Raw genomic sequence first — 23,225 nt, 5'->3', positions numbered from 1 at the left:
TGAGGCCAGCACAGGCAGCACAAAACAGTTGCTGCCACAGGTTATATGCTGCCCTCAGGCAACAGGTGACCCCTGTGGGAGCGGGTTTACCCGCGAAAAGGCCGGCACAACAGGCACAAAAAAGCCCCGCTTATGCGGGGCTTTTTCATATCAAGGCACTTTTCGTACAAAGCCTAGAGCGCCTTGTCGCTCCACTGGCCGTTCACTAGGCGGCGCAGCCCCAGCGGGTTGCCGTCGCGCAGGGCTTCAGGCAGCAGCGCCTGCGGGTAGTTCTGGTAGCACACCGGGCGCAGGAAGCGGTCGATGGCCAGGGTGCCCACCGAGGTGCCGCGGGCATCGGAGGTGGCCGGGTACGGGCCACCGTGGACCATCGCCTCGCACACCTCGACACCGGTCGGGTAGCCGTTGACCAGAATGCGCCCGACTTTCTCCTCCAGCAGCGGCACCAGCCAGGCGAAGGCTTCGAAGTCTTCGGCCTCGCCGATCAGGGTGGCGGTCAGCTGGCCGCGCAGGCCCTGCAGGGCAGCGCGCAGTTGCTCGTTGTCCTTCACTTCAACGGCCACAGTGGCCGGGCCGAACACTTCTTCCTGCAGCAGCGGGTCGGCGTTCACCAGCAAGCTGGCATCAGCCTTGAACAGCTGGGCGCGGGCCTGGCTGCCTTCCTGAGCCTGGCCGGCCAGGTGCTGGATACCGGCATGGGCGCCCAGGTGCTCCAGGCCGCCAACGTAGCTGCGCAGGCCGCCGGCATTGAGCATGGTTTGCCCGGCTTGCTGGTCGAGGTGCTGGCCCAGTTCGCCCAGCAGTTGAGTGAAGGCCGGCGACTGCAGGCCGATGACCATGCCCGGGTTGGTGCAGAACTGCCCGGCACCCATGCACACGGAACCTGCCAGCTCACGGGCGATGGCTTCGCCACGCTTGGCCAGGGCGCCCGGCAGCACGATCACCGGGTTGATGCTGGACATCTCGGCGAACACCGGGATCGGTTGCGGGCGCTCGGCGGCCATGCGGCACAGGGCGTCGCCACCTTTGAGCGAACCGGTAAAGCCGACGGCCTGGATGGCCGGGTGCTTGACCAGCCACTCGCCCACGCCACCGCCGAATACCATGTTGAACACACCCTTGGGCATGCCGGTACGCTCGGCGGCGCGCACGATGGCGCAGCCCACCAGGTCGGCGGTGGCCATGTGGCCGCTGTGGGCCTTGAACACCACCGGGCAACCGGCGGCCAGAGCAGCGGCGGTGTCACCGCCGGCGGTGGAGAAGGCCAGCGGGAAGTTGCTGGCACCGAACACGGCCACCGGGCCGACACCGATGCGCATTTGGCGCAGGTCTACGCGCGGCAGCGGCTGGCGATCTGGCAGGGCCAGGTCGATGCGCGCACCGAGGTAGTCGCCGCGGCGCAGTACCTGGGCGAACAGGCGCATCTGGCCGCTGGTGCGGCCGCGCTCGCCTTGAATGCGCGCAGCAGGCAGGGCGGTTTCGCGGCAGACGATGGCGACGAAGCTGTCGTCCAGCTCGTCCAGTTCGGCGGCGATGGCTTCGAGGAATTCGGCGCGCCGCGCCGGGGCCAGCTGGCGGAACTCGGCGAAGGCGCCGGCGGCAGCCTTGGCGGCCTGGTCGACTTCCTGCTCGGTGGCTTGCACGAAGCTGTAGGGCAGGGCCTCGCCAGTGGTGGCGTCCAGGCTCTGCAGGCGCTGCGGGCCGGCGGCGCTGCGCTGGCCGGCGATGAAGTTGTGGCCGAGGATGTCAGGCATGGGGTGCTCCTGTAGTCACTGAAGGAAGAATGCTGTCTGGGCAGGTTCGCTTGGCCCGTGTGGGAGCGGGTTCACCCGCGAAACAGGCGACTCGGTGCATGGCACCGGCTTTGCCGGTGTTCGCGAGTGAACTCGCTCCCACAGGGATCGCGACACACTGGGAAATCGTCATCAGGTAATGGGTGCCGGGTTGAACAGGGTGATGTCGTTGTGCAGCCCGTGCTTTTCGGCCCAGGTCTGCTTGCGGCCGCTGGCCACGTCCAGGTAGTAGTGGAACAGCTCCCAGCCCAGCTCCTCGATGCTCGAACGGCCGCTGGCGATGCGCCCGGCGTCGATGTCGATCAGGTCGGGCCAGCGCTGGGCCAGCTCGGTGCGGGTGCACACCTTGACCACCGGCGCCATGGCCAGGCCATACGGGGTGCCGCGGCCGGTGGTGAACACGTGCAGGTTCATGCCGGCGGCCAGTTGCAGGGTGCCGCAGACAAAGTCGCTGGCAGGCGTTGCGCAGAAGATCAGACCCTTGTGGCTGACCCGCTCGCCCGGGCCGACCACGCCCTGGATGGCGCCGCTGCCGGACTTGACGATCGATCCCAGGGATTTTTCGACGATGTTCGACAAACCGCCTTTCTTGTTGCCGGGGGTGGTGTTGGCGCTGCGGTCGGCGGCACCCTGCTGCAGGTAGCGGTCGTACCAGTCCATCTCGCGCACCAGCGCTTCGGCCACTTCCGGGGTTTCGGCGCGGGAGGTGAGCATGTAGATGGCGTCGCGTACTTCGGTCACTTCCGAGAACAATACGGTGGCGCCGGCGCGCACCAGCAGGTCGGCGGCATAGCCCAGCGCCGGGTTGGCGGTGATGCCGCTGAAGGCGTCGCTGCCGCCGCACTGCATGCCCAAAATCAACTCGCTGGCCGGCACGGTTTCGCGGCGGCGCTGGTCGAGCTTCTTCAGGCGGGTTTCGGCCAGTTGCATGATCTGCTCGATCATTTCGACGAAGCCCAGCGAGGCATCCTGCAGGCGGTACAGCCACGGCTCGCTGAGGTCGACCGACAGGTCGCCCTCGTGCATCACCTGGCCGGCCTGCAGCTTCTCGCAGCCCAGGCTGATCACCAGCGCTTCGCCGCCCAGGTTGGGGTTGCGCGCCAGGTTGCGCACGGTACGGATCGGGATGTACGCGTCGCGGGCGTTGATCGCCACGCCGCAGCCGTAGCTGTGGGTCAGGGCGACCACGTCATCGACGTTGGGGTATTTGGGCAGCAGTTCGCTGCGGATGCGCTTGACCGCGTGGTCGAGCACGCCGGTGACGCATTGCACGGTGGTGGTGATGCCGAGGATGTTGCGGGTACCCACGGTGCCGTCGGCGTTGCGGTAACCCTCGAAGGTGAAGCCTTCGAGCGGTGGCAGGGCGGCGGGCACGGCGTCGCAGCGCGGCAGGCTGTCGAGCTCGGGGGCGGCCGGCATGTCCAGCTGATCTTCCTTGACCCAGCTGCCCTGGCGCAGCAGTTCGCGGGCGTAGCCGATGACCTGGCCGTAACGGCGCACCGGGGCGCCGGGTTGAATGTCGACAGTGGCCACCTTGTGGCTTTGCGGTACGCCTTCGACCAGGGTCAGGCCGTCGGCGAAACGGGCACCTTCGCCCAGACCGCCGTCGTTGACCACCACCACGACATTGTCGTCATCGTGCAGGCGGACGTAGCGGGGCGACTCGGAATGTTCGATCAACTGCATGGTCAGGCCCTTCTTGTCATTTCTTTCAGGCTTTTTATACGGCCACCGGCGCCGGGATGAGCGGCGCCGGGGTATTTCGGTTACTGGCGCGAACCTGCCAGTTCGGCGCTAGGCGCCGGGTCCTGCTTTGGGTCGTCTTTGAGCTCGATGCGCTTGATCGGGCCAACGATTACCAGGTAGCTGAATACTGCCACCAAGGCGTTGGCACCGACATACACCAGGGCCCACTTGAACGAACCGGTGGCGCTGATGATGTAGCCGATGACGATCGGCGTGGTGATCGAGGCGATGTTGCCGAAGGTGTTGAACAGGCCACCCGACAGGCCGGCGATCTGCTTGGGCGAGGTGTCGGCCACCACGGCCCAGCCGAGGGCGCCGATGCCCTTGCCGAAGAATGCCAGGGTCATGAAGCCTACGACCATCCATTCAGCGTCGACATAGTTGCAGAACACCATGGTGGTGGACAGCAACAGGCCGCAGACGATCGGCAGCTTGCGCGAGAAGGTCAGCGAGTTGCCGCGGCGCAGCAGCCAGTCAGAGATCACCCCGCCCAGCACGCCGCCGATGAAGCCGCAGATGGCCGGCAGCGAGGCGATGAAGCCTGCCTTGAGAATGGTCATGCCGCGTTCCTGCACCAGGTACACCGGGAACCAGGTGAGGAAGAAGTAGGTGATGGCGTTGATGCAGTACTGGCCCAGGTACACGCCCAGCAGCATGCGGCTGGTCAGCAGTTGCTTGATGTAGCCCCATTTCGGGCCATCGTTGCCACGCTTCTGGTCCATGTCCACCAGGCCGCCGTTCTGCTCGATGTGCTGCAGCTCATCGGCGCTGATGCGCGGGTGCTGGCGCGGGTTGTGGATGGTCTTCATCCATACCGCCGAGAACACGATGCCCAGCGCGCCCATCACCACGAATACGTGTTCCCAGCCGAAGGTGAACACGATCCAGCCCATGATCGGGGCGAACAGGGCAGTGGCGAAGTATTGCGCCGAGTTGAAGATCGCCGAGGCGGTGCCGCGCTCTTGCGTGGGGAACCAGGCCGCAACGATCCGGGCGTTGCCGGGGAACGACGGGGCTTCGGCGAAACCGACCAGAAAGCGCAGGGTGAACAGGGTGACGACTGCCCAGGCCACCGGCAGGCCGCCGACGAAACCTTGCAGCAGGGTGAACAGCGACCAGGTGAAGATGCTGAAGGCGTAGACGTTTTTCGAACCGAAGCGGTCGAGCAGCCAGCCGCCGGGGATTTGCCCGGCCACGTAGGCCCAGCCGAATGCGGAGAAGATGTAGCCGAGGGTGACGGCGTCGATGCCAAGGTCTTTTTGCAGGCTGGAGCCGGCAATGGCGATGGTGGCGCGGTCTGCGTAGTTGATGGTGGTCACCAGGAACAGCATCAACAGAATCAGGTAGCGCACATGCGTTTTTTTCGCTTGCATGCTGGTAACTCCCACTAGTTATTTTTTTTGCGGGCTTGCTTTGTATTGTCAGCGCCAGGGCAGGGCGCGGGAACCGCTTCGCGGCCCATCGCAGGCAGGTACCGGCGCCCACACATAAAGGTGGCGCGCCATCCCTGGCTGCGATGGACCGCTTGGCGGGTCCTGGGTGTTACAGGCCTTGCGGGCCCATTTTGTCCATCAGCGCGGCGAGCATCTCGTACTCTTGTGCGGTCAGGTCGGTCAGCGGGGTACGCACCGGGCCTGCATCGTAACCGGCAATCTTGGCGCCGGCCTTGACGATGCTCACGGCATAGCCGGCCTTGCGGTTGCGGATGTCCAGGTACGGCAGGAAGAAATCGTCGATCAGCTTGCCAACGGTTGCGTGATCGTCGCGGGCGATGGCGTGGTAGAAGTCCATCGCGGTCTTGGGTACGAAGTTGAACACCGCCGAGGAGTACACCGGTACACCGAGGGCTTTGTAGGCGGCAGCATACACCTCGGCGGTAGGCAGGCCACCCAGGTAGCTGAAACGATCACCCAGGCGGCGACGGATCGACACCATCAGTTCGATGTCGCCCAGGCCATCTTTGTAGCCGATCAGGTTCGGGCAGCGCTCGGCGAGTTTTTCCAGCAGGTCGGCGTTCAGGCGGCAGACGTTGCGGTTGTACACCACCACACCGATGTTGACCGACTTGCACACCGCTTCAACGTGGGCGGCAACACCGTCCTGGCTGGCTTCGGTCAGGTAGTGCGGCAGCAGCAGCAGGCCCTTGGCACCCAGGCGCTCGGCTTCTTGTGCGTACTCGATGGCCTGGCGGGTAGAGCCGCCGACGCCGGCCAGAATTGGTACCGAGGTGGCGCAGGTGTCGACCGCGGTCTTGATCACCTGGCTGTACTCGCTGGCGGCCAGGGAGAAGAACTCACCGGTGCCGCCGGCGGCGAACAGGGCGCTGGCGCCGTAAGGGGCGAGCCATTCCAGGCGCTTGATGTAGCCAGCCTGGTTGAAGTCGCCCTGGGCATTGAAGTCGGTGACCGGGAAGGACAGCAGGCCGTGGGAGAGGATGGATTTCAGTTCTTGTGGATTCATTGTTGTTGGCATCCTGTGGCGCTTGGGTGAAGGGTGTTGTTCTGCGTTGGAGGTAAGTTATCGTACAACTTGTACGATGACTAGTCCCTGTGAGCAGAAATTTTTAGCGGCGGGGGTGGGCAGGCCTGGCCCTATCGCCGGCAAGCCGGCTCCTACAGGTATTGCGTAGCCCTTGTAGGAGCCGGCTTGCCGGCGATAGGGCCGGAACAGGCGCAAGAAAAATGACGACCGGTTAAGTCATCGTATCTCTTGGCTGGGTGGGGAGCACGGTTGTAGGAGCCGGCTTGCCGGCGATAGGGCCGGCGCAGGCAAACGAAAAATGGTGACTTGAAGCGGGGAAAAAAGATCGCGGAGACAGGCACAAGCCCGCCGCCCGCTTCCACGGGAGGTGTTCTGGGACCAGCAGAGGGTGACCGTGGAAACGGGGGCGACCTTGCGCCGCCCCGCGATCAAAGCTAACGAAGCTTCAGATGATCAAGCGGCCTGGTTGCGCTTGACCTGGGACTTGCGAACCTGGGCGCGGCACGCGTCGCCGAAGGCCTGGAACATCTTGATCGAGTCGGGGTTCTTCGCCGCCTGCCACTCCGGGTGCCACTGCACCGCGAACAGGAAGGGCGAAATGCTCGGCGCGTGGATCGCCTCGACCAGGCCGTCTTCGGCGTGGGCGATCGGCTCGATGCCAGCACCCAGCTTGCGCAGGCCCTGGCCGTGCAGCGAGTTGACGCGGATTTCGTCGGTGCCCAGCGCGTCGTGCAGCCAGCTGCCTGGCTTGATTTTCACTCCGTGCACCTGGGCGTATTGCACCTCGACCGGGTCTTCGGGGTTTTCGCGGTGGTCGTTGAAACCAGGTTCGGCGTAGACCTTCTGGTAGATGTCGCCGCCCAGGGCCACGTTGATTTCCTGCATGCCGCGGCAGATGCCGAAGATCGGCAGGCCGCGCTTGAGGGCAGCCTTGACCAGCGGGATGTCGAACAGGTCGCGGTTCTGGTCCTGGCCTTTGCCGGGGGTCTGGTTTTCCTGGCCATACAGGGCCGGGTCGATGTTGCTGCCAGCGCCGGTCAGGTACACGCCGTCGGCCATGTCCAGGTAGGTTTCCAGGTCGTCAGTGCCGCAGCAGGTGGGCACCAGCACCGGAACGCAATCGGAGAACTCGACCAGCGGGGTGATGTATTTGTGGGTCATGACCTGATAGTCATGGCCTTTGCGCTCCTGGCTGCCCATGGTCATCAGGACGACGGGTTTGCGCAGGGTGGGTTGTTTGCTGCCAATGTTGCTGTTGGACATATGTCACCTTGGGACAGGTCATGCCTGTCGTTGTTGTGCAGGCGCACGGCCGGGGCCATGGGTGCAGCCTGGAGCCCCGAGCACTGCCGGCCCGCCTTTGCGGCGATTCCGGTCGGGGCCTTGGCTCTAGATTGCCAGAGCCGTTCGATATGTCAAACGAGTGGCAGTGGGGTTGGGCGCCGGTTTTCGGGGGCTTGGAGCGTTCGGCGCCTTTGCCGACAAGGGTTTGACAGGGGCTGAGGTCAATAATATTTAACGACGCAGTCGGGTCTTTGCGTGGCTGCAATGAAGGGCCGGTTTTGCCTCATCGCCGCAAGCCGGCTCCTACAGGTTGACGCGTACCCCCTGTAGGAGCCGGCTTGCCGGCGATGAGGCCCATGAGGCTCATGCAAATCGAGCAGGGCTGAAAGGCGCCGGGTCAGTAAAGGTCTGTTCCCCGGTAATCATCTCTGCCAGCAACCGCCCGCTCACCGGCCCCAGGGTCAGCCCATGGTGCGCATGCCCGAAGTTGAACCACAGCCCGGCATGCTGCGGTGCCGGGCCGATCACCGGGCGCATGTCCGGCAGGCACGGGCGCCGGCCCAGCCAGGGCTGGTCGTCCAGGCGCTCACCCAGGGCGGGGAAAAGTTGCCGGGCCAAAGCTTCGCAGCGCTTTAGCTGAACCTGGTTGCCCGGCGCATCGCTGGCGGCAAACTCGATACCCGTGGTCAGGCGCACCCCGCGGGCCATGGGAGCCAGCACATAGCCGGCCTGCGGGTCGCACACCGAATGCCGCAGCTCGCTGCCGCCGGTGGTGGCGTAGTGCATGTGGTAGCCGCGCTTGATCCCCAGCGGGAAGCGATAGCCCAGCGGTGCGAACAGCTCGGCGGACTGCGGCCCCAGGCAGACCACCACCTCCTGGGCCAGCAGCGGGCCGCGCTGGGTGCCCACCAGCCAGCCGCCCTCTACTTGTTGCAGGCTGCGGGCATCGCCATGCAGAAACTGCCCGCCGCGCTGCACGAACAGCGCAGCGTAGCCACGGGTCAGGGCGCCGGGGTCGCGCACGCTCTTCGGGTCGAGCCAGTGGATGCCACCGATGGCGCCGCCCAGCCCCTGTTCCCGCGCCTGCAACTGCTCACGCTCGAGTATCTCGTAGCGCAGGCCATGCTGGGCCAGCGCCAGGGCCTCTTGTTTGGCCTGGGCGAACAGCGCGGCATCGCGGTACACCTCGATCCAGCCGTTGGCGCTTACCAGGTGCTGCAGCCCGGCAGCCTCGATCAAAGGGTCATGTTCCTCCACGCAGCGCTGCACCAGGGGCAGCATGTCGGCGGCCGCCCGCGCAAGCTTCGCGGGTGCCGACTGTTGCCAGTAGTTCAGCAGCCAGGGCGCGGCTTTGGGCAGGTGGGCGGCGCTATAGCGCACCGCACTCTGGCGGTTCAGGCCGTAGCGCAGCAGGGTGCGCAGCTCGCGCGGGAAGGCGTAGGGCACCACACTTGAGCGCTCGATCAGCCCGGCGTTGCCATGGCTGGTGCCGCTGCCCGGCGCATCGCGGTCGATCAGGGTTACCTGGCGCCCGCGGGCCTGCAGGTGCAGGGCGGTGCTGACGCCGACGATGCCGGCGCCGAGGACGAGGGTCTGGCATTGCGAGAATGGCTGCATGGAGCACCTTGTGATTATTGGCGTGGGCCTGCGCCGGGACACTTTGACAGATGGCAGGCATTCGCGGGACATTCCTGTGCGTTGTGCTGTAGCCGATCCAATACCAATAAAAGGAGCTCCAGATGTCCGCACCTTCCGCCAGCCCCCTTGTGCGCGTACCGTTCGCCGAATTGCAGGGGCTGTTGCAGGTAATCTTGCAACGCCATGGATGCAGTGAGGGGGTGGCCGCCGTGCTCGCCCACAACTGCGCCAGCGCCCAGCGCGACGGTGCCCACAGCCATGGCGTGTTCCGCATCCCCGGTTATGTGTCGACCCTGGCCAGTGGCTGGGTGGATGGCGAGGCTGCGCCGCAGGTCAGCGATGTGGCTTCGGGCTATGTGCGGGTGGACGCCGCCGGCGGCTTCGCCCAGCCAGCCCTGGCGGCGGCACGCGAGCAACTGGTGCACAAGGCGCGCCAGGCGGGTATCGCCGTGCTGGCAATTCACAACTCGCACCACTTCGCCGCGCTGTGGCCGGATGTAGAACCTTTCGCCGACGAGGGCCTGGTGGCCTTGAGCGTGGTCAACAGCATGACCTGCGTGGTGCCCCATGGCGCGCGCCAGCCGCTGTTCGGCACCAACCCCATCGCCTTCGCCGCGCCCTGCGCCGGGCATGACCCGATCGTCTTCGACATGGCCACCAGCGCCATGGCCCATGGCGACGTGCAGATTGCCGCGCGTGCCGGGCAGCGCTTGCCCGAAGGCATGGGCGTGGACGCCCAGGGCCTGCCGACCACCGACCCGCAGGCTATTCTGCAGGGCGGCGCGCTGTTGCCGTTCGGCGGGCACAAGGGCTCGGCGCTGTCGATGATGGTCGAGCTGCTGGCGGCGGCGCTGACCGGCGGCAATTTCTCCTGGGAGTTCGACTGGGCCAGCCACCCGGGGGCCAAGACCCCGTGGACCGGGCAACTGATCATCGTCATCGACCCGGGCAAGGCCGAGGGCCAGCGCTTCGCCCAGCGCAGCCGCGAGCTGGTGGAGCAGATGCAGGCGGCGGGGCTTACCCGTATGCCTGGCGAGCGGCGTTATCGTGAGCGTGAGGTGGCATTGCGCGAGGGCGTGGCCTTGAGCGCGCAGGAGCTGGCGAATTTAAAGGAACTGGCTGGCTAACGCGGTCCCTGTAGGAGCGGCCTTGTGTCGCGAAAGGGGCGCGTAGCGGCCCCGGCAATTTTGCATGATGCATGAGTCCTGGGGCTGCTACGCACCCCGTTCGCGACACAAGGCCGCTCCTACAGGGCATTGCACCCGCGCATCCGGCACCTTGCACATTCAATGATGTTCCTGCGCCGTCACTGCGGGTATTCTCTGTGCACGCTTTCCCGAACTGTCCTGATTTCCAAGGAGCTGCACGCTGTGTTCAAACATGTCGATGCCTATGCCGGCGACCCGATCCTTTCGCTGATGGAAACCTTCAAGGCCGACCCGCGCGCCGACAAGGTCAACCTGAGTATCGGCCTGTATTACGACGAAGCCGGCGTGGTGCCGCAACTGGCAGCGGTCGATGCGGTGGAAAAACGCATCGCCGGCCAGCCCCACGAAGCTTCGCTGTACCTGCCGATGGAAGGCCTGGCCGCCTACCGCCAGGCCATCCAGGCGCTGCTGTTCGGCAGCGACCACCCGGCCGTGGCTGATGGCCGCGTGGCTACCGTGCAAACCGTCGGCGGTTCCGGCGCGCTGAAAGTCGGCGCCGACTTCCTCAAGCGCTACTTCGCAGGCTCCGAAGTCTGGGTCAGCAACCCGACCTGGGACAACCACCGCGCCATCTTCGAGGGCGCCGGGTTCAAGGTGCACAGCTACCCGTACTTCGACGACGCCACCCGCGGTGTCGACTTCGCCGGCATGCTCGCCACCCTGAACACCTTGCCGGCCAACAGCATCGTGCTGCTGCACCCGTGCTGCCACAACCCCACCGGTGTCGACCTCAGCCAGAACCAGTGGCAGCAGGTGGTCGAGGTGGTCAAGGCGCGCCAACTGATCCCGTTCCTCGACATCGCCTACCAGGGCTTTGGTGAAGGCCTGGTCGAAGACGCCTTCGCCATCCGTGAAATGGCCCGTGCCGGGGTGCCGTGCCTGGTCAGCAACTCGTTCTCGAAAATCTTCTCGCTGTACGGCGAGCGGGTAGGGGGCCTGTCGGTGGTCTGCGACGACGCCGCCACCGCCGTCAGCGTACTCGGCCAGCTCAAGGCCACCGTGCGCCGCAACTACTCAAGCCCGCCCGCGTTCGGCGCGCAGTTGGTGGCCGGCGTGCTCGGCGATGCCACCCTCAACGCCCAGTGGGCGGCTGAGGTGGAGGTGATGCGCAAGCGTATCCTCGACATGCGCCAGGGCCTGGTCGACTTGCTCGGCGAACTGCTGCCGGGCCAGGACTTCCAGTTCTTCCTGCGCCAGCGCGGCATGTTCAGCTACACAGGCTTCAGCGTCGAGCAGGTGCGCCGCCTGCGTGACGAGTTCGGCGTGTACCTGATCGACAGCGGCCGGGTGTGCATGTCCGGCCTGCGCCCGGCCAACCTGCTCCAGGTGGCCAAGGCCTTTGCGGCCGTTCAAAAGTAAGCCTGCATAAAGGCCAATCGCCGGCAAGCCGGCTCCTGCAGAAACACGTGTAGGAGCCGGCTTGCCGGCGATTGAGCCGGTCCGGTATCTCCCTTCTTGTAAAGACAAGTGCAACCGTCCCTCGGACGGGGCTTCCCCAAGTGCAACCTTTGCATGCACAATCGCGCCCCTCTTTATCCGGTTGAGTTGGGCGAAACGTCTATTTCGCCATTCTCAGCCTGTTGCAGTCTTGCGAGTGGAGCTTCACCCGGAATGAATGAGCAGGCCCCAAGCGTTGAACAACGCTTTGCAGAATCGACCCCCGCCACCCTCGGCAGCTGGTCGCGTCACGACACCACCTGGATGCTGGGCCTGTTCGGCACAGCCATCGGCGCAGGCACCCTGTTCCTGCCGATCAACGCAGGCCTGGGCGGCTTCTGGCCGTTGCTGATCCTCGCCGCGCTGGCCTTCCCCATGACCTACTTCGCCCACCGCGGGCTGACCCGCTTCGTGCTCTCCGGGCAAAAGGGCGGCGACATCACCGACGTGGTCGAGGAGCATTTCGGCATCACCGCCGGTGCGCTGATCACCGTGCTGTACTTCTTCGCCATCTTCCCCATCCTGCTTATCTATAGCGTGGCGCTGACCAACACCGTCAGCAGCTTCATGGAGCACCAGCTGCACATCGCGCCGCCGCCACGGGCGATCCTGTCGTTCGTGCTGATTCTCGGCTTGCTGGCCATCGTGCGCTGCGGCGAGCAGGCCACGGTCAAGGTCATGAGCCTGCTGGTCTACCCGTTCATCGTCGCCCTGGCGCTGCTGGCCCTGTACCTGGTGCCGCACTGGACCGGCGGCATCCTCGACACCGCCACCCAGGTGCCGTCGGGTTCGGCGTTCCTGCACACCGTGTGGCTGGCCATCCCGGTGATGGTGTTCTCGTTCAACCATTCGCCGATCATCTCGGCCTTTGCCGTCGACCAGAAGCGCCGCTACGGCGAGCACGCCGATGAGCGCAGCGGGCAGATCCTGCGCCGCGCCCACCTGCTGATGGTGCTGATGGTGCTGTTCTTCGTGTTCAGCTGCGTGCTCACCCTGAGCAGCGCCCAGTTGGCCGAGGCCAAGGCGCAGAATCTGTCGATCCTGTCGTACCTGGCCAACCACTTCGACCAGCCGACCATCGCCTTCGCCGCACCGCTGATCGCCTTCATCGCCATTGCCAAGTCGTTCCTGGGCCACTACATCGGTGCCAGTGAGGGCCTCAAGGGCATGATCGTCAAGGCTGGCATGCGCCCGGGCGCCAAGGCCATGGATCGTGTGGTTGCCGCGATCATGCTGGTGGTGTGCTGGATCGTCGCCACCCTCAACCCGAGCATCCTCGGCATGATCGAATCCCTCGGCGGGCCGATCATCGCGGTGCTGCTGTTCCTGATGCCGATGTACGCCATCCGCCGCGTGCCGTCGATGCGCAAGTACAGCGGTGCGCTGTCCAATGTGTTCGTGGTGGTCATCGGCCTGGTGGCGCTGACCTCGGTGGTGTACGGCCTGCTGGGCTGATTGCAGCACTGCTGTAGGAAATGTCCGGGTTGGCTGTAGCCACTCGGACATTTTTTTGTCCACAGGAATTTTCTGGCAATACAACAATTTCATGTTTTCTTATAGGCACTTGCGCGGCTTCATGCTTAACTCGGGGTCTTTTTCCAACCCGTACTAAGGATGATTTCCCATGGCTCAAGTGACTCTCAAAGGCGGCCCGGTTCAGGTCAGCGGCAACCTGCCACAGGCCGGTGCCCAGGCGCCTGCCTTCTCCCTGGTTGCTGGTGATCTGTCGAACAAGTCGCTGGCCGACTTCGCCGGCAAGCGCAAGGTGCTGAACATCTTCCCAAGCGTCGACACCCCGACCTGCGCCACCTCGGTACGCAAGTTCAACGCCCAGGCCAACGCCGTGGCCAACACCGTGGTGCTGTGCATCTCGGCTGACCTGCCATTCGCCCAGGCCCGCTTCTGCGGCGCCGAAGGCCTGGAAAACGTCCAGAACCTGTCCACCCTGCGCGGTGCCGAGTTCCTGCAGAACTACGGCGTTGCCATCGCCGACGGCCCGCTGGCCGGCCTGGCCGCCCGTGCTGTGGTGGTACTGGACGAAAACGACAAGGTGCTGCACAGCGAGCTGGTTGCTGAAATCGCCGACGAGCCGAACTACGACGCGGCGCTGGCGGTACTGAAGTAACACCGCAGGGCGTCTGCGTGGGGGGGGGGGGGGGGGGGGGGGGGGGGGGGGGGGGGTGGGGGGGGGGGTGGGGGGGGGGCGGGGGCGGCGTCTTTGTGTTGTGTTTGCCGCCCCCCCCCCCCCCCCCCCCCCCCCCCCCCCCCCCACGATGCTACTTGCTGAAACGGCCTGGCCCCCAAACCAGGCCGTTTTCATTTAAAGTCTGCCCGCCGACCAACGTCAGCCAAAGGTAAAACACTGGTAAAGCCGCTTTGCTAAAACGGTGCCAGTGCTTATCGTTCACGCTCTCCACGCCCGTCTTCCCTGAACAAGGTTCGTTCGCCCCATGCAAGTGTCCAATTCCCGTTCCCCCCGTCGCTGGCTGTTCGGCCTGCTGATCCTGCTGCTGGTGGCCCTGCTGGCCTGGTGGCTGTGGCCCGCAAAGACCGTGCACGAGCAAGCCGCAAGCGGCGGGCGCCCGGGCAAGGGCGCGGCCATGGGCCTGGGTGGGCGAGGCCGGCCGGGCTTCGGCGCATCGTCCGACCCGGTGCCGGTGCGTGTGGAGCCGGTCAAGGTCGGCGACTTCCCGCTGTACTACAAGGCCCTGGGCACCGTCACCGCCACCAACACGGTCAACGTGCGCAGCCGGGTAGCCGGCGAGCTGGTAAAAATCCACTTCAAGGAAGGCCAGCAGGTCAAGGCCGGCGACCTGCTCGCTGAAATCGACCCGCGCCCGTACCGCATCGCCCTGCAGCAGGCCGAAGGCACCCTGGCGCAGAACCAGGCGCAGTTGAAGAACGCCCAGGTCGACCTGGCCCGCTATAAAGGCCTGTACGCCGAAGACAGCATCGCCAAGCAAACCCTCGACACCGCCGAAGCGCAGGTGGCGCAGTTCCAGGGGCTGGTGAAAACCAACCAGGCGGCAGTCAACGACGCGCGCCTGAACCTCGACTTCACCCAGATCCGCGCACCGCTCACCGGCCGCCTGGGCCTGCGCCAGCTCGACCTGGGCAATCTGGTGGCAGCCAATGACACCACCGCGCTGGTGGTGATTACCCAGACCGAGCCGATCAGCGTGGCCTTCACCCTGCCGGAAACCGAGCTGGACACCGTGCTCGAGCGCTACCGCAGTGGCGCCAGCCTGCCAGTCGAAGCCTGGGACCGCGGCGATCGCAAGCTGCAGGCGACCGGCGTGCTGGGCAGCCCGGACAACCAGATCGACACCACCACCGGCACCCTGAAGTTCAAGGGCACCTTCCAGAACAAGGACAACGCCTTGTTCCCCAACCAGTTCGTCAACGTGCGCCTACTCGCCGACACCCTCAAGCAGGTGGTACTGGCCCCGGCTGCGGCCATCCAGTTCGGCAACGACGGCACCTTCGCCTACGTGGTCAACCAAGAGAACACGGTGAATATCCGCAAGCTCAAGGTGGGCGCCAGCGATGGCCAGAGCAGCGTGATCGTCGAGGGCCTGGCCGCCGGCGACCGGTTGGTGCTCGAAGGCACCGACCGCCTGCGCGAAGGCACCAAGGTCGAAGTGGTCGAAGACAGCTCGCAAGTGCCGACCACCCCGGGCCAGCACCTGCAGGGCCAGGACGCCAAGGGCTCGGCCCAGGCCGGTGAATCGGGCATCAAGGCGGGCGCATGAACCTCTCGCGCCTGTTCATCCTCCGCCCGGTCGCCACCACGCTGAGCATGCTGGCCATCGTCCTGGCCGGCCTGATCGCTTATAAAATGCTGCCGGTGGCGGCCTTGCCGCAGGTCGACTACCCGACCATCCGGGTCATGACCCTGTACCCCGGCGCCAGCCCGCAGGTGATGACCAGTGCTGTCACCGCGCCCCTGGAGCGTCAGTTCGGGCAAATGCCGGGCCTTGAGCAGATGGCCTCGACCAGCTCCGGCGGCGCCTCGGTGCTGACCCTGCGCTTCAGCCTCGACATGAACATGGACGTTGCCGAGCAACAGGTGCAGGCCGCGATCAACGCCGCCAGCAACCTGCTACCCAGCGACCTGCCGGCACCGCCGGTGTACAACAAGGTCAACCCGGCCGACACCCCGGTGCTGACCCTGGCCATTTCGTCCAAGACCATGCCGTTGCCCAAGCTCAACGACCTGGTCGACACCCGCGTGGCGCAGAAGATCGCCCAGATCAGCGGTGTGGGCATGGTCAGCATCGCCGGCGGCCAGCGCCAGGCCGTGCGCATCAAGGTCAACGTCGACGCTCTGGCCGCCAACGGCCTGAACCTGGACGACGTGCGCACGCTCATCGGCGCCTCCAACGTCAACCAGCCCAAGGGCAACTTCGACGGCCCCACCCGGGTGTCGATGCTCGATGCCAACGACCAACTGCGCTCGCCCGAGGAATACGCCAACCTCATCCTCAAGTACAACAACGGTGCGCCGCTGCGCCTGAAGGACGTCGCCGAAATCGTCGACGGCGCCGAGAACGAGCGCCTGGCCGCCTGGGCCAACCAGAACGAAGCCGTGCTGCTGAACATCCAGCGCCAGCCCGGGGCCAACGTCATCGAGGTGGTCGACCGTATCAAGGAACTGCTGCCGTCGATCACCGACAACCTGCCGGCGGGCCTGGACGTCAGCGTGCTCACCGACCGCACCCAGACCATCCGCGCCGCCGTGCGCGACGTGCAGCACGAGCTGCTGTTCGCCATCGCCCTGGTGGTGATGGTGACCTTCCTGTTCCTGCGCCGGGTCAGCGCCACCATCATCCCTTCGATTGCCGTGCCGCTGTCGCTGATCGGCACCTTTGGCGTGATGTACCTGGCTGGCTTTTCGATCAACAACCTGACCTTGATGGCCCTGACCATCGCCACCGGTTTTGTGGTGGACGATGCCATCGTCATGCTCGAGAACATCTCCCGCCACATCGAAGAAGGCCAAACCCCGCTGCAGGCGGCGCTCAAAGGCGCGCGGCAGATTGGCTTCACCCTGGTTTCGCTGACCTTCTCGCTGATTGCGGTGCTGATCCCGCTGCTGTTCATGGCCGATGTGGTGGGGCGGCTGTTCCGCGAGTTCGCCATCACCCTGGCGGTGGCCATTCTCATCTCGCTGGTGGTGTCGCTGACCCTGACCCCGATGATGTGCGCGCGGCTGCTCAAGCGCGAACCCAAGGAAGAGGAGCAGGGGCGCTTCTACCGCGCCAGCGGCGCCTGGATCGACTGGCTGATCAAGCACTACGCCAGCGCCCTGACCTGGGTACTCAAGCGCCAGCCGCTGACCCTGCTGGTGGCGGTGGCCACCCTGGCGCTGACCGTGGTGCTGTACCTGATGGTGCCCAAGGGCTTCTTCCCGGTGCAGGACACCGGGGTCATCCAGGGTATTTCCGAGGCGCCCCAGGCCACCTCGTTCGCCGCCATGAGCCAGCGCCAGCAGTCCCTGGCCGAAGTCATCCTGAAAGACCCGGCGGTGCAGAGCCTGTCCTCGTACATTGGCGTGGACGGCGACAACGCCACCCTCAACAGCGGCCGCCTGCTGATCAACCTCAAGCCCCACGGCGAGCGCGACCTGACCGCCGAACAGGTGATCGCCCGCCTGCAACCGCAACTCGACCGGCTGGTGGGTATCCGCCTGTTCATGCAACCGGTGCAGGATTTGAGCATCGAAGACCGGGTCAGCCGCACCCAGTACCAGTTCAGCCTCAGCTCCCCCGACGCCGACATGCTCGCCGAATGGAGCGGCAAGCTGGTGCAGGCCCTGCAGCAGCGCCCGGAACTTCAGGATGTAGCCAGCGACCTGCAGGACAAGGGCCTGCAGGTGTACCTGGTGATCGACCGCGATATGGCGAGTCGCTTAGGCATCAGCGTGTCGCAGATCACCAACGCGCTGTACGACGCCTTCGGCCAGCGGCAGATCTCCACCATCTACACCCAGGCCAGCCAGTACCGCGTGGTGCTGCAGTCGCAGACCGCCGCATCGCTTGGGCCCAAGGCGCTGGAGTCGATCCACGTCAAGGCCACCGACGGCGGCCAGGTGCGCCTGTCGGCGCTGGCGCGCATCGAGCAGCGCCAGGCGCAGCTGGCCATTTCGCACCTCGGCCAGTTTCCGGCGGTGACCCTGTCGTTCAACCTGGGCTCCGGCGCCTCCCTGGGCGAGGCGGTCAAGGTGATCGAGCAGGTGCAGCAGGACATCGGCATGCCGATCGGTGTGCAAACCCGCTTCCAGGGCGCCGCCGAGGCGTTCCAGGCGTCGCTGTCGAGCACCTTGCTGCTGGTATTGGCGGCGGTGGTGACCATGTACATCGTGCTGGGGGTGCTGTACGAGAGCTACATCCACCCGGTGACCATCCTCTCGACGCTGCCCTCGGCGGCAGTGGGCGCCTTGCTGGCGCTGCTGCTCAGCGGCAATGACCTGGGGATGATCGCGATCATCGGCATCATCCTGCTGATCGGCATCGTCAAGAAGAACGCGATCATGATGATCGACTTCGCCCTCGAGGCCGAACGGCATCAGGGCATGAGCCCGCAGGACGCCATCTACCAGGCAGCGCTGCTGCGTTTCCGGCCGATCCTCATGACCACTCTGGCGGCCTTGTTCGGCGCCGTGCCGCTGATGCTGGCCACCGGCTCTGGTGCCGAGCTGCGCCAGCCGCTGGGCCTGGTGATGGTCGGCGGCTTGCTGGTGAGCCAGGTGCTGACCCTGTTCACCACCCCGGTGATCTACCTGTACTTCGACCGCCTGGCACGCCGCTGGCGGCCAGCAGGTGATGCGCAGCAGGCTGACGCATGAACCTGTCCGGACCATTCATTCGCCGGCCGGTAGCCACCATGCTGCTGAGCCTGGCGATCATGCTGCTGGGCGGGGTCAGTTTCAACCTGTTGCCGGTGTCGCCGCTGCCGCAGATGGACTTCCCGGTGATCGTGGTCAGCGCCAACCTGGCCGGGGCCAGCCCCGAGGTGATGGCCTCCACCGTGGCCACGCCGCTGGAACGCAAGCTGGGCAGTATTGCCGGGGTCACCACGCTGACCAGCAGCTCCAACCAGGGCTCCACCCGGGTGATCATCGGCTTCGAGCTGGGCCGCGACATCGACGGCGCCGCCCGCGAGGTACAGGCGGCCATCAATGCCTCGCGCAACCTGTTGCCCAGCGGCATGCGCAGCATGCCCACCTACAAGAAGATCAACCCGTCCCAGGCGCCGATCATGGTGCTGTCGCTGACCAGCGACGTGCTGGCCAAGGGGCAGCTGTACGATTTGGCCGACACCATCCTCTCGCAGAGCCTGGCCCAGGTCAGCGGGGTAGGGGAAGTGCAGATCGGCGGCAGCTCGCTGCCGGCGGTGCGCATCGAACTCGAGCCGCAACTGCTCAACCAGTACGGCCTGGCCCTGGACGACGTGCGCACGGCGGTGGCCAACGCCAACCAGCGCCGGCCCATGGGGTTTGTCGAGGACCACCAGCGCAACTGGCAGGTGCGCGCCAACGACCAGCTGGAAAAGGCCGAGGACTACAAGCCGCTGGTGATCCGCCAGCAGAACGGCGCCATCCTGCGCCTGAGCGATGTGGCCAAGGTCAGCGATGGCGTGGAGAACCGCTACAACAGCGGCTTCTTCAACGACGAGGCGGCCGTGCTGCTGGTGGTCAACCGCCAGTCCGGGGCCAACATCATCCAGACCGTCGAGCAGATCAAGGCGCAGTTGCCGGCCCTGCAGTCGCTGCTACCGGCCAGCGTCAAGCTGGACATCGCCATGGACCGCTCGCCGGTGATCAAGGCCACCCTCAAGGAGGCCGAGCACACCCTGCTGATCGCCGTGGTGCTGGTGATCCTGGTGGTCTACCTGTTCCTCGGCAACTTCCGCGCATCCTTGATCCCAAGCCTTGCGGTGCCGGTCTCGCTGGTGGGCACTTTTGCCGTGATGTACCTGTGTGGCTTCTCGCTGAACAACCTGTCGCTGATGGCGCTGATTTTGGCCACGGGCCTGGTGGTAGATGATGCCATCGTGGTGCTGGAGAACATCTCGCGGCATATCGAGAACGGCGAAAACCCGCTCAGTGCCGCGTTCAAGGGCGCCAAAGAGGTGGGCTTCACCCTGCTGTCGATGAACGTGTCGCTGGTGGCGGTGTTCGTCTCGATCCTGTTCATGGGCGGCATCGTGCGTGGGCTGTTCATGGAGTTCTCGATCACCCTGGCGGCGGCGATCATCGTCTCGCTGGTGGTCTCGCTTACCTTGACCCCGATGCTCTGCTCGCGCTGGCTCAAGGTGCACGGCGCCCATGAGCAGACCCGCCTGCAACGCTTCAGCGAGCGTATTCACCAGCGCATGGTCGCAGGCTACGACAAGAGCCTGGGCTGGGCCCTGCGTCACCGCCGGCTGACCCTGCTTAGCCTGCTGGCCACCATCGTACTCAACGTCGCCCTGTACGTGGTGGTGCCCAAGACCCTGATGCCGCAGCAGGACACCGGCCAGTTGCAGGGCTTTGTGCGCGGCGACGACGGGCTGTCGTTCAGTGTCATGCAGCCGAAGATGGAAACCTACCGCCGCGCCCTGCTCAAGGACCCGGCGGTGCAGAGCGTGGCCGGCTTCATCGGCGGCAACAGCGGCACCAACAACGCCTTCATGCTGGTGCGCCTCAAGCCCATCGGCGAGCGCAAGCAGAGCGCGCAGCAGGTCATCGAGCGGCTGCGCAAGGAAATGCCCAAGGTGCCCGGCGGGCGGCTGTTCCTGATGGCCGACCAGGACCTGCAACTGGGCGGCGGTGGCCGTGACCAGAGCACCTCGCAGTACCTCTACACCCTGCAAAGCGGCGACCTGGCCGCGCTGCGCGAGTGGTTCCCCAAGGTGGTCGCCGAGCTGCGCAAGCTGCCTGAGCTGACCGCCATCGACGCCCGCGACGGTGCCGGCACCCAGCAGGTGACCCTGGTGGTCGACCGCGACCAGGCCAAGCGCCTGGGCATCGACATGGACATGGTCACTGCGGTGCTCAACAACGCCTACAGCCAGCGGCAGATCTCGACCATCTACGACAGCCTCAACCAGTACCAGGTGGTGCTGGAGATCAACCCGAAGTACGCCTGGGACCCAAGTACCCTGGAGCAGGTGCAGGTGATCACCGCCGACGGTGCACGGGTGCCGCTGTCGAGTTTTGCCCGCTACGAGAACAGCCTGGCCAGCGACCGCGTCAGCCACGAAGGCCAGTTCGCCTCCGAAGACATCAACTTCGACGTCGCCGAAGGCTACAGCCCCGACCAGGCCATGGCCGCGCTGGAGCGCACGGTGGCCAAGGTCGGCCTGCCGGAGTCGGTGATCGCCAAGCTGGGCGGTACCGCTGACGCCTTCAGCAAGACCACTTCAGGCCAGCCGCTGATGATCCTCGGTGCGCTGCTGCTGGTGTATCTGGTGCTGGGCATCCTGTACGAAAGCTACATCCACCCGCTGACCATCCTCAGCACCCTGCCTTCGGCCGGGGTCGGCGCCTTGCTGGCGTTGTACCTGACCGGCGGTGAGTTCAGCCTGATCTCGTTGCTGGGGTTGTTCCTGCTGATTGGCGTGGTGAAGAAGAACGCCATCCTGATGATCGACCTGGCCTTGCAACTGGAGCGCAACGACGGCCTGTCGCCGGAGGAGTCGATCCGCCGCGCCTGCCTGCTGCGCCTGCGGCCGATCCTGATGACCACCCTGGCCGCCATGCTTGGTGCGCTGCCGCTGCTGCTGAGCAGCGCCGAGGGCGCCGAGATGCGCAAGCCGCTGGGCCTGACCATTCTCGGCGGCCTGGTGTTCAGCCAGGTACTTACGCTGTACACAACGCCTGTGGTCTACCTGTACCTCGACCGCCTGCGCCACCGTTTCAACCGTTGGCGCGGCGTGCGCACCGACGCTGCCCTGGATACCCCGCTATGACCTTTGCCCACACCCGCATTCACCGCGCCCTCAAGGCGCTGACCCAGGGCCGCGGCTCGCGCCTGCTCGGCGCCGGCCTGTGCGTGGCGATGCTCAGCGCCTGTACCCTGAGCCCCGACTACCAACGCCCCGAGCTCAGCACCGCGGCGCAGTTCAAGCAGGCCGAAGGCTGGTCCCAGGCCAAGCCGTCGGACGCCATCGCCCGTGGCGCCTGGTGGGAGTTGTACGGTGACGCGCAGCTCAATGGCCTGGTCGAGGAACTGAACCGCAGCAACCAGACCGTCGCCCAAGCCGAGGCCCAGTACCGCCAGGCCCAGGCGCTGGTGCGCAGCAGCCGCGCCTCGTTGTTCCCGTCGCTGAACCTGACCGCCGGCAAGACCCGTTCGGCCCAGGGCACCGGCAGCTCCAGTTCCAGCCTGTCGAACAACAGCAGCGGCATCCGCGACACCTACAACGCCCAGTTGGGCGTGAGCTGGGAGATCGACCTGTGGGGCAAGCTGCGCGAAACCCTCAATGCCAACGAGGCCAGCGCCCAGGCGAGCCTGGCCGACATGGCCTCGATCCGCCTCAGCCAGCAGTCTGAGCTGGTGCAGAACTACCTGCAGCTGCGGGTGATCGATGAGCAAAAGCGCTTGCTGGAGGCCACCGTGGCGGCCTATGAGCGCTCGCTGAAGATGACCGAAAACCAGTACCGCGCGGGTGTGTCCGGCCCTGATGCGGTGGCTCAGGCGCGCACCCAGCTCAAGAGCACCCAGGCCGACCTGATCGACCTTGCCTGGCAGCGCGCCCAGTACGAGAACGCCATTGCCGTGCTGATGGGCAAGGCCCCGGCTGATTTTGCGCTGGCTGCAAGCGACAGCATCCCGACCTTGCCGGACGTTCCTGTATCGCTGCCGTCGCAACTGCTGGAGCGCCGCCCCGACATCGCTGCGGCCGAGCGCAATGTCATGGCCGCCAACGCCAATATCGGCGTGTCCCGCGCGGCGTACTTCCCGGACCTGTCGCTGAGCATGAGCGGTGGCTATTCGAGCAGCAGCTTCAATAACTGGATCGAGTTGCCCAACCGTTACTGGTCGGTGGGGCCGCAGCTGGCGTTGACGCTGTTCGACGCTGGCAAGCGCAGTGCCGAGGTGGACCGCACGGTTGCGGCCTATGACCAGACCGTTGCGCAGTATCGGCAGACGGTGCTGGATGGCTTCAAAGAGGTCGAGAATTACCTGGTGCAGTTGAAGGTGTACGGCGATGAGGCGGTGGTACGCCAGGAGGCGCTGGAGGCTGCGCGTGAGTCCTTGCGTTTGACCGAGAACCAGTACAAGGCGGGGCTGATCGGGTACCTGGATGTGGTCAATGTGCAGACCACGGCTTTGAGTAACGAGCGTAGTGTGTTGACGCTGTTGCAGGGGCGGTTGTTGGCCAGTGTGCAGTTGATTGCTGCTTTGGGTGGGGGGTGGGATGCCGGGCAGGCTTTTGCTGACGGGGATTGAGGGTGTACTCCTGTGGGGGCGGTGGTGAGGTCCTTGCGGACGGCTTGGATCTTGTGTCGTACGCTATTTGGGGTTGATCTGTTGATCTTGTTTAGTTGGTTTTGAAAGTTGTATGCGCATTCATTATTTGTAGTGACGCTTATTCACCTTTCCGCCCTTACGGCGGGTTACTTTTTTTCGTGGAAAAAAGTAACCAAAAA

Annotated in this window: 14 protein-coding genes; 8 read left to right on the top strand and 6 right to left on the bottom strand. The window is 65.4% G+C overall.

Annotation, left to right across the window (positions count from 1 at the left end; all coding sequences use genetic code 11):
* Window positions 1–173: 173 nt before the first annotated feature.
* The 6 genes from ACI2KK_RS06845 to ACI2KK_RS06820 all read right to left on the bottom strand — a co-directional run bounded on the left by ACI2KK_RS06845 (window position 174) and on the right by ACI2KK_RS06820 (window position 8,921).
* Window positions 174–1,754, bottom strand: coding sequence for an aldehyde dehydrogenase (NADP(+)) (locus ACI2KK_RS06845; protein WP_404668365.1), 1,581 nt, complete (start codon window positions 1,752–1,754; stop codon window positions 174–176).
* A gap of 171 nt (window positions 1,755–1,925) precedes the next feature.
* Complete coding sequence (garD, locus tag ACI2KK_RS06840; protein ID WP_217838841.1) at window positions 1,926–3,479, bottom strand: galactarate dehydratase; 1,554 nt, start codon at window positions 3,477–3,479, stop codon at window positions 1,926–1,928.
* Window positions 3,480–3,559: 80 nt separating this feature from the next.
* On the bottom strand, window positions 3,560–4,912 hold the full coding sequence (locus ACI2KK_RS06835) for an MFS transporter (RefSeq protein ID WP_404668364.1): 1,353 nt from the start codon (window positions 4,910–4,912) through the stop codon (window positions 3,560–3,562).
* Between the two features lie 169 nt (window positions 4,913–5,081).
* Window positions 5,082–5,999, bottom strand: coding sequence for a 5-dehydro-4-deoxyglucarate dehydratase (gene kdgD / locus ACI2KK_RS06830; RefSeq protein ID WP_404668363.1), 918 nt, complete (start codon window positions 5,997–5,999; stop codon window positions 5,082–5,084).
* 474 nt (window positions 6,000–6,473) lie between these two features.
* Complete coding sequence (locus ACI2KK_RS06825; protein ID WP_404668362.1) at window positions 6,474–7,283, bottom strand: gamma-glutamyl-gamma-aminobutyrate hydrolase family protein; 810 nt, start codon at window positions 7,281–7,283, stop codon at window positions 6,474–6,476.
* A 384-nt stretch (window positions 7,284–7,667) separates the two neighbouring features.
* On the bottom strand, window positions 7,668–8,921 hold the full coding sequence (locus ACI2KK_RS06820; protein WP_404668361.1) for an NAD(P)/FAD-dependent oxidoreductase: 1,254 nt from the start codon (window positions 8,919–8,921) through the stop codon (window positions 7,668–7,670).
* Between the two features lie 122 nt (window positions 8,922–9,043).
* Here ACI2KK_RS06820 and ACI2KK_RS06815 point away from each other — a divergent pair, with 122 nt between their 5' ends.
* The 8 genes from ACI2KK_RS06815 (at window position 9,044) to ACI2KK_RS06780 (ending at window position 23,025) form a co-directional block, all read left to right on the top strand.
* The gene (locus tag ACI2KK_RS06815; protein ID WP_404668360.1) at window positions 9,044–10,069 is read left to right on the top strand and encodes an Ldh family oxidoreductase; all 1,026 of its coding nucleotides are present in this window, start codon (window positions 9,044–9,046) and stop codon (window positions 10,067–10,069) included.
* Between the two features lie 243 nt (window positions 10,070–10,312).
* On the top strand, window positions 10,313–11,509 hold the full coding sequence (locus ACI2KK_RS06810; protein WP_404668359.1) for an aromatic amino acid transaminase: 1,197 nt from the start codon (window positions 10,313–10,315) through the stop codon (window positions 11,507–11,509).
* Window positions 11,510–11,761: 252 nt separating this feature from the next.
* On the top strand, window positions 11,762–13,042 hold the full coding sequence (locus ACI2KK_RS06805; protein ID WP_404668358.1) for a serine/threonine transporter: 1,281 nt from the start codon (window positions 11,762–11,764) through the stop codon (window positions 13,040–13,042).
* Window positions 13,043–13,211: 169 nt separating this feature from the next.
* On the top strand, window positions 13,212–13,712 hold the full coding sequence (gene tpx / locus ACI2KK_RS06800; protein ID WP_217838833.1) for a thiol peroxidase: 501 nt from the start codon (window positions 13,212–13,214) through the stop codon (window positions 13,710–13,712).
* Window positions 13,713–14,037: 325 nt separating this feature from the next.
* The gene (locus ACI2KK_RS06795; RefSeq protein ID WP_404668357.1) at window positions 14,038–15,339 is read left to right on the top strand and encodes an MdtA/MuxA family multidrug efflux RND transporter periplasmic adaptor subunit; all 1,302 of its coding nucleotides are present in this window, start codon (window positions 14,038–14,040) and stop codon (window positions 15,337–15,339) included.
* Window positions 15,336–18,434, top strand: coding sequence for an MdtB/MuxB family multidrug efflux RND transporter permease subunit (locus ACI2KK_RS06790; RefSeq protein ID WP_404668356.1), 3,099 nt, complete (start codon window positions 15,336–15,338; stop codon window positions 18,432–18,434). The genes ACI2KK_RS06795 and ACI2KK_RS06790 overlap by 4 nt, the downstream gene beginning before the upstream one ends.
* Window positions 18,431–21,541: an efflux RND transporter permease subunit gene (locus ACI2KK_RS06785; RefSeq protein WP_404668355.1), complete on the top strand. Its 3,111-nt coding sequence runs from the start codon at window positions 18,431–18,433 to the stop codon at window positions 21,539–21,541. Before ACI2KK_RS06790 ends, ACI2KK_RS06785 begins: the two co-directional genes overlap by 4 nt.
* Complete coding sequence (locus ACI2KK_RS06780; protein WP_404668354.1) at window positions 21,538–23,025, top strand: efflux transporter outer membrane subunit; 1,488 nt, start codon at window positions 21,538–21,540, stop codon at window positions 23,023–23,025. Before ACI2KK_RS06785 ends, ACI2KK_RS06780 begins: the two co-directional genes overlap by 4 nt.
* Window positions 23,026–23,225 lie beyond the last annotated feature (200 nt).

Origin of the sequence: Pseudomonas sp. NPDC089406 (assembly GCF_044900265.1) — a bacterium.
In the GTDB taxonomy this organism is placed as follows: Bacteria; Pseudomonadota; Gammaproteobacteria; order Pseudomonadales; family Pseudomonadaceae; genus Aquipseudomonas; species Aquipseudomonas fakonensis.
Note: the sequence above shows the minus strand (reverse complement) of the source record. Positions and strands in the feature narration are given on the sequence as shown.

What these genes read in the sequence shown, in the direction of transcription:
- garD (WP_217838841.1), bottom strand. Translation starts at nt 3,479, where the DNA reads ATGCAGTTGATCGAACATTCCGAGTCGCCCCGCTACGTCCGCCTGCAC.
- ACI2KK_RS06790 (WP_404668356.1), top strand. Translation starts at nt 15,336, where the DNA reads ATGAACCTCTCGCGCCTGTTCATCCTCCGCCCGGTCGCCACCACGCTG.
- ACI2KK_RS06825 (WP_404668362.1), bottom strand. Translation starts at nt 7,283, where the DNA reads ATGTCCAACAGCAACATTGGCAGCAAACAACCCACCCTGCGCAAACCC.
- ACI2KK_RS06785 (WP_404668355.1), top strand. Translation starts at nt 18,431, where the DNA reads ATGAACCTGTCCGGACCATTCATTCGCCGGCCGGTAGCCACCATGCTG.
- ACI2KK_RS06820 (WP_404668361.1), bottom strand. Translation starts at nt 8,921, where the DNA reads ATGCAGCCATTCTCGCAATGCCAGACCCTCGTCCTCGGCGCCGGCATC.
- ACI2KK_RS06835 (WP_404668364.1), bottom strand. Translation starts at nt 4,912, where the DNA reads ATGCAAGCGAAAAAAACGCATGTGCGCTACCTGATTCTGTTGATGCTG.
- ACI2KK_RS06795 (WP_404668357.1), top strand. Translation starts at nt 14,038, where the DNA reads ATGCAAGTGTCCAATTCCCGTTCCCCCCGTCGCTGGCTGTTCGGCCTG.
- ACI2KK_RS06805 (WP_404668358.1), top strand. Translation starts at nt 11,762, where the DNA reads ATGAATGAGCAGGCCCCAAGCGTTGAACAACGCTTTGCAGAATCGACC.
- ACI2KK_RS06815 (WP_404668360.1), top strand. Translation starts at nt 9,044, where the DNA reads ATGTCCGCACCTTCCGCCAGCCCCCTTGTGCGCGTACCGTTCGCCGAA.
- ACI2KK_RS06780 (WP_404668354.1), top strand. Translation starts at nt 21,538, where the DNA reads ATGACCTTTGCCCACACCCGCATTCACCGCGCCCTCAAGGCGCTGACC.
- kdgD (WP_404668363.1), bottom strand. Translation starts at nt 5,999, where the DNA reads ATGAATCCACAAGAACTGAAATCCATCCTCTCCCACGGCCTGCTGTCC.
- tpx (WP_217838833.1), top strand. Translation starts at nt 13,212, where the DNA reads ATGGCTCAAGTGACTCTCAAAGGCGGCCCGGTTCAGGTCAGCGGCAAC.
- ACI2KK_RS06845 (WP_404668365.1), bottom strand. Translation starts at nt 1,754, where the DNA reads ATGCCTGACATCCTCGGCCACAACTTCATCGCCGGCCAGCGCAGCGCC.